General features: G+C 30.3%; 9 protein-coding genes. All 9 read right to left on the minus strand.

Features of this window, described 5'->3' with window-relative positions:
- Positions 1–99 precede the first annotated feature (99 nt).
- Positions 100–669, minus strand: coding sequence for a histidine phosphatase family protein (locus Q0977_RS15420; RefSeq protein ID WP_299515562.1), 570 nt, complete (start codon positions 667–669; stop codon positions 100–102).
- Between the two features lie 136 nt (positions 670–805).
- Positions 806–1,162, minus strand: a complete 357-nt coding sequence (locus Q0977_RS15425; RefSeq protein ID WP_119416950.1) for a DUF5412 family protein — start codon at positions 1,160–1,162, stop codon at positions 806–808.
- Between the two features lie 473 nt (positions 1,163–1,635).
- Positions 1,636–3,057, minus strand: a complete 1,422-nt coding sequence (locus tag Q0977_RS15430) for a M1 family metallopeptidase (protein WP_299515547.1) — start codon at positions 3,055–3,057, stop codon at positions 1,636–1,638.
- 227 nt (positions 3,058–3,284) lie between these two features.
- A complete protein-coding gene (locus Q0977_RS15435; protein WP_299515549.1) occupies positions 3,285–3,485 on the minus strand; it encodes a hypothetical protein in 201 nt (66 codons plus the stop codon).
- A 166-nt stretch (positions 3,486–3,651) separates the two neighbouring features.
- Complete coding sequence (locus tag Q0977_RS15440; protein ID WP_299515551.1) at positions 3,652–4,143, minus strand: GNAT family N-acetyltransferase; 492 nt, start codon at positions 4,141–4,143, stop codon at positions 3,652–3,654.
- 159 nt (positions 4,144–4,302) lie between these two features.
- On the minus strand, positions 4,303–4,473 hold the full coding sequence (locus Q0977_RS15445) for a hypothetical protein (protein ID WP_299515553.1): 171 nt from the start codon (positions 4,471–4,473) through the stop codon (positions 4,303–4,305).
- Between the two features lie 232 nt (positions 4,474–4,705).
- A complete protein-coding gene (locus Q0977_RS15450) occupies positions 4,706–4,906 on the minus strand; it encodes a hypothetical protein (RefSeq protein ID WP_299515555.1) in 201 nt (66 codons plus the stop codon).
- A gap of 101 nt (positions 4,907–5,007) precedes the next feature.
- On the minus strand, positions 5,008–5,577 hold the full coding sequence (locus Q0977_RS15455) for a hypothetical protein (protein WP_299515557.1): 570 nt from the start codon (positions 5,575–5,577) through the stop codon (positions 5,008–5,010).
- 179 nt (positions 5,578–5,756) lie between these two features.
- Positions 5,757–6,233, minus strand: a complete 477-nt coding sequence (locus Q0977_RS15460) for a GNAT family N-acetyltransferase (protein ID WP_299515559.1) — start codon at positions 6,231–6,233, stop codon at positions 5,757–5,759.
- Positions 6,234–6,318 lie beyond the last annotated feature (85 nt).

The following is a 6,318-nucleotide window of genomic DNA, read 5'->3' on the forward strand; positions in this document are numbered from 1 at the left end:
TAGCATAAAATTTGCCTCCTAAATATCGTTTGGTAAACTTTTAACCCTTTAAAAAGCTTTCGTTCGTTTTTATCCCTTAGCAATTTCTAGAGATACATTTTATTGATTATCGCTAATTCTTTCATACCATAGTCTTTGAACGTTCAGTAATTCCTGTTCATTAAATTCCATTCTATATATATCGGGTTTTAATGTGCCATGTAGAAAATTCAAGTCATAGGAGCTATTGAAATATCCCATCATTAATGTCATGACAGCCCCGTGGGTTGCTATCACTACTTTTTTATTTTTAAAAGTATCTAATAGTTCTTTTAAAACTTTTATAGCCCTTTTTTGACAGTCAGCATTTGATTCTCCTCCCTCTAATGAAAAATTCGGATCTAAAAACGACTTTTCCAAAATCTTATTCAATTCCTTATCAGCTAATCTATTATTTCCAGTAGAAAATATTCTCTCTTTTAAATCTTCAAAGACTAAAACTTTTTGCCCTATTTGTTGAGCTATCTTTTCAACAGTTAATATTGAACGTATGTATGGACTTGAAATAACTGCATCGATTTTTTCATCTTTCAATATGTCAGTTACTCGCCCGGCATCTAAATAACCTTTTTCAGTTAATCCTCTGGTTCTATCATTTCCTTCTTTTGGCGACTCACCGTGTCTCACCATATAAACTAAAGTACTTAATATATTTTCCTCCAATATGTTTCTCTTATTTTTCCCTCTTCAACTCTACTGCCTCATTTAAAAGCTATGAAAATTGGGTATATAGTTACCTACTTTTTTAGGAACGTTTTTTTAATGTTTATTCATTTGCTTTTCTGAAATCATAAATTCTATTAATCGGCAATTGTTTATCTTGGAAAAATATCGTTGAGTTATTTAACCAGCCAACATTTCCTAAGGCAGCACTAACTAGAAAAATATTTTTCTTTTTTTTAGTTCCTAAATTCTCTAAAACACCTATATAAGAAACGTCTGTTCTAAAAAATATTCCTCCATTAAAATATATCTTGAGTATATAATCTCTCTCTGGTGAGATATAAGAGCCAACTAAATTTTCACTTTTCACATCCATATTTTCTAACTTGTTAATATTAAAATTAAAGTAAAGTATTATTATGATAAACAACGAAAGAATACCTAAGATATATTTTTTCATTTGTACCCTCCTATGATTTTCTTTAAATTATAACGATAATAACTAACAAAAGTTTCCAAATTATTATTTGGTGACATTTCGTAAAAAAAGATTACAATATGGCCCTTTTTACCAAAATGAGCGCAATCCTTATTTCAGAATCGCGCCCTATTATTGAACTCCTAAGGCTGTTAAAAATGACAGACTTCTAAAACTCATGCTTCTGTTAGTTGAACTTACTAATCATTAGAGAATTTGGTAATAAACTGTTTCATTAGTACATTACCAAAAAGGGATTTATCCTATTTAGAGCATTGCCCCAATTATTTGAATAAAAATGACTTCATATTTTTCTAGAATATCTTAATTTAATATACGTTGAATTTTCCTCTGGAATTCTTTCATTATTGAAATTTAAAACCTTTGGCTACATAAAATGGAATTCCCTTCATATTTCCTTTTTGAACAGACACCCATTCATTACAGATAGCTTATTACTTTTCTAATTTAATCCAACCCTCGAAATAAGAATCGTTATTTAAGTTTAGATAATTTTTCAAAAATCTAATAAATTCATTCGTATCGATTTCCTTAAACTTATAATTTTCATAGTATTCTCCTAGAAAATTTTCAGCTTGTTGTTCTGCTTTATTTTCTTGAAAAACCTTCCATAACATCTCTTGAGATTTCCCATAAATATAAGTACTTTGTTCTTTAAGTGAGTACTCATCTAATGAGAGGTTGACAGGCAGTGGAAAGTCTTTATACATCTCCTCATTCACAGTAATTTCTTCTCCCTGGTACTGTGCATAAAACAACCTCGATGCAAAGTTCGCTAGCCCTTCATCTAACCAAGCATCATGATATGGATCATTACTAATTACACCATAAAACCATTGATGAGCAATTTCATGAATAACCATGCTCTTTAGAGAATCTTCATCTACAGGGGTACCCCTATAGATGGAATTTGCCGTTACAACTCCAGGATATTCCATTCCTAATTCATCTAATATAATATCTAATTGCTTATGCGGATAAGGTCCTATTGTATCTTGAAAATAAGTAAGAGCATCAATTGCCAATTTCATGATGTCTTTATGCAAATCTTTTCTATCATCAACACCGAAAACTCTTATCGTAATATTACCAATCTTTTTTTCAACAACATTAGGCTCCTTTAATAAGGCTATATAAAAATCCTTTATGTCTTTTCCAACTAATATGCCTGATTTACCACTTGGATACGTATCATCATCACTTGAAGAAATAATCGTTAAATTATTGGATAGTTTGTATTGAATTTCAAAATCACTAAATGCTGTATGATATGTTTCGCCTCTCATTCTGTAATCTTCCTTATTCCACTTATGATCTCTATAGGTAGCAATCATTGGATACCATTGCGCTAAAAAATAGTTTTTCTCATTTGCTGTGAATCGTAAACCTTTTTTGGGAAGAGTGAAATCATATTGAACGTTAACTATTACTTCATGATTAGGCTTCAATTCTTGACCCAATTTTATTTTTAATGTATCCTTCTCTAAATTAAATTTCACTTTCTCTCCATCAACTTTAATACTTTTAATACTTACATATGATGGAGTAGCTAATTGTGGCGAATTCGGTTTCGTAAAGATATTAGGTATAAAATAGAAGACAAGCTCTTTCCAATGATCAGTGGATATGTTTTTAATTTTGCTAGTTGAATTAACCCTAAATTTTCCTTTCTCGTCCATCTCCAAGCTAATTTTGTATTTTGCTTCACTACCAGCAGGCTTACTTTTTGGTATAAACTCTACATTATCATGACTATTCTCATTTTCAATTTCTTTTGTTTCTATTTTTCCACAACTACTTATCAGGAATGAAAGGCAAGCAAGTACAGATAAAATAAGAGCTGTTTGTTTCTTCAAAATAGAATACTCCCTTCGTTGTTTACCTCTTCTTATATTCCACATTCTTACATATATAACCTTCACAAACCATAACATGTAGCAATAAAAAAACTGAGTTGATTTTGATATCAACTCAAGTCATAATTTAAGCCATGTTTATATAACTTTGAATATAAGTTGTATTCAAAGCAAAACCCAAGAAATGTTTTTAGGCATTTCTTGGGTTTTCGTGTCTTCCCAAACTTTCATTCGGGATCGTTTATCGAGTTTGTTTTGTATATTTTATACTTTTCAAAAGTTTTTAAAACAACATAAATTGCAATCCAAAATACAATTACTTTTACTAGACCACTTTGTACACCCAATGTTTCGAGAATAAAACCAAATATACCAACCGTTAAACCTACCAATAATCCTTTCAACAATGCAGAATAAGTTCTACTCAATAAAATCGAACTCCTTTATTAATTTCAGAGAAAGGCCATTTTTCTAGCTACTTCTTTGAAATATTTTGATCAATTCCTAAATGTGATGTTCTACAATTGCGCTCGATTGTGGAAGATTGATATTGAACTAAAGCACCTTTTACTTTAAGTGTAACATTTCACAAAGTCATTCTAATAGAAGTTGGAAACTGTTATATTTCCTTCCCTTATCATCGAAACTCATTTTTGTTTTATTAAAGCCTAAACCTTCAAACATTTTCCTTGAAGCAACATTATAAGAATAAATCTTATTAACTCTAATTTGTTTCCAATTAAGTTCTTTTGCTCTTTCTATTAAAAGTTGTATTACACGTTTACCTATGCCTTTGCCCCTAAATTTTTTGTGACCTATTACTATCGGGAGCATATCTTTTGATAAAGTCACATCACCAATTGGAATCCAGTTTTCTCTTTGATTTACTTCGATAATATAAACTTCACCAATTTTTATTAGGTAATTATACATTCTTTCAATAGTGGTTAAATCGTAAGGAGGGGTACCTTCTCCCTCGGAAAAGTATAGGACTTCTTCATCTTGATACCAAGGAAGAGCAATAGTTAAATCTCCTGGCAATAGAATTGGTCTTAAACGCAAATCATTATCTTTTATTGTCTTCATAATTACTCTCCTAACTTCAATAACCATTTACGTAAATTTGCTTTCGGGTAATACACTTTACCGTTAATAATAATATGTGGTACGTCAGAATGATCCTCCCGATAATTGAAGACTTGATTTTGAGATGATTTTAAGAATCGATAGTTGTTCAACATTTCTCTACTTCTTATTTTTCCTCAATGATCTTATTAAGATAAAAATAAAGATTAAACTTACAATCATAATTATAAGAAATAGATATGGATCCCCTACAACAGCATAGATATGGTCGGCATCAGCTTCTGGTTCATAACTTGCAACTTTATTAAATTCTAATAGTTCTTTTTCCATCTAACATACCTCTGTACTTTCTGATTTTCTAAGTTGTCCTAAGTGCTACATTTAAGCAACCTTTAAGAATAATAGCATAATATGATGCTTCTAAATAAATCATCCTTAAGAATGATTTAACGTAATAACAAATTTAACTTTGCATAATAAGCTGTATAAACAATATTCAAAGGAAAACCCAAGAAATGTTTCTTACAGCATTTCCTGGGTTTTTGTGTCTCTTCCCAAACTTTCATTCGAGATCGTTTATCGAGTTTGTTTTGTATATTTTATACTTTTCAAAAGCTTTTAAAACAACAAAAATTCCAATCCAAAATACAATTACTTTTACTAGAGCACTTTGTACACCCAATGTTTCAAGAATAAAACCAAATATACCAACCGTTAAACCTACCAATAATCCTGTCAATATTGCAGAATAAGTTCTACTCAATAAAATCGAACTCCTTTATTAATTTCAGAGAAAGGCAATTTTTATTATAGATACTATTTTAAATTCAATGTCACAATATTTTCTTAAGGGAAGAATTTATCTTAGCGTTTGAAATCCACTTCAATTTCTCCACGTTCTGAATAAAATATGACACCATCTACTGTCCATTTCGCATTATCTACTCCTAATGCCTTTAAATCATCAGGTGCTTCATCACCGTCATAACGAATAAAAAATGACACGGGTTTATTATTTAACTTTTTTAAAATTCCAGGAAAAATCGTTGGTCTATAAAAGTAATAAAAGTGCATTGTCTCTCCTAATGAAACGTTTCTATGTTCGATTATCAGTGCATCTTCACCTGTTGGAGATTCAATACGGTTAACATCAAATTCTGCGAACAAATAAGCTAACCAAATTCCCAATATAATTAGAATGCTAAAAATTGACACTAGAACTACTATATACGTTCTTACTTTAAGAGAATTCGCAAACAGATAAAAAGAAATCAGTGTCAATATGGCAGGAAATAAATAACCGTATCCAATGCCTACAAGAATATAAAAATAATAATTATTACTCTTTAATAAAAATATAAGCAAATCAAGGGCTATAACGAAAATAAAGAACTTAACAGCTGGCCTTTTTATGTTCTCTTTTATCCTATCCAATCTTACCCTCCTTGCTACTAATAAAAGTAAGCATAATAGTATCGCAACACTGAATAAAACTGTTCAATCCATCGAAAAAACGATATACACCATCCATTATATTTATAAACAAAGTACCTTCTCGAACCATTTACTGTTTAGCCACTTCACTTTTTAAATCTCTAGTGAACTATGGTTATTTAAATAGAATGAGATTTTTCATAAAACACTATTGTTATATTGTCATTTATTTTCTTTGTTTCGCCTGTTCTTTTATAACCTAACTTTTCATACAGATAACAGAGTCCCTCTTCTTGCATTATCGTATCCAACTCCCATAATTTTGCATCATGGTATATCTGTTCTATTCTCGCAAAAACTTTTTGAGCTATTCCTTTTCCTTGATGCTCTGGCAATATAAATATAGGACTGACACGATAAGATTTATTGCCTAGCTTTACAACTCTAATGCCACCAACTGTATCTTCAAAATATTTGATTAAATAATAATCTGTAAAAGGCTGGTTAAACCGAGCAATAATTCTTTCTAAGGATTCATTGGCAGGGTTTGTATCATAATCTTGATACTTTTCAAGTAATGGCATAAATGCTTTAACTTGCATTTCGTGGATTGTCATTGCATTATCTAAGTTTGCTTTACATAATGAAACTCCCATAAAATATAAACCTCCCTCTATAAATGTTGATGTATCAATGGCTCACGCCATTTTTAAGTGACGAAAAATATTTTTTCAATACGTA

The sequence above is a fragment of the uncultured Rummeliibacillus sp. genome (assembly GCF_934216135.1).
Lineage (GTDB): Bacteria > Bacillota > Bacilli > Bacillales_A > Planococcaceae > Rummeliibacillus.

Coding starts and splice junctions, on each gene's coding strand:
- Q0977_RS15420 (WP_299515562.1), bottom strand. CDS start 669: ATGGTGAGACACGGTGAGTCGCCAAAAGAAGGAAATGATAGAACCAGA.
- Q0977_RS15460 (WP_299515559.1), bottom strand. CDS start 6,233: ATGGGAGTTTCATTATGTAAAGCAAACTTAGATAATGCAATGACAATC.
- Q0977_RS15440 (WP_299515551.1), bottom strand. CDS start 4,143: ATGAAGACAATAAAAGATAATGATTTGCGTTTAAGACCAATTCTATTG.
- Q0977_RS15445 (WP_299515553.1), bottom strand. CDS start 4,473: ATGGAAAAAGAACTATTAGAATTTAATAAAGTTGCAAGTTATGAACCA.
- Q0977_RS15425 (WP_119416950.1), bottom strand. CDS start 1,162: ATGAAAAAATATATCTTAGGTATTCTTTCGTTGTTTATCATAATAATA.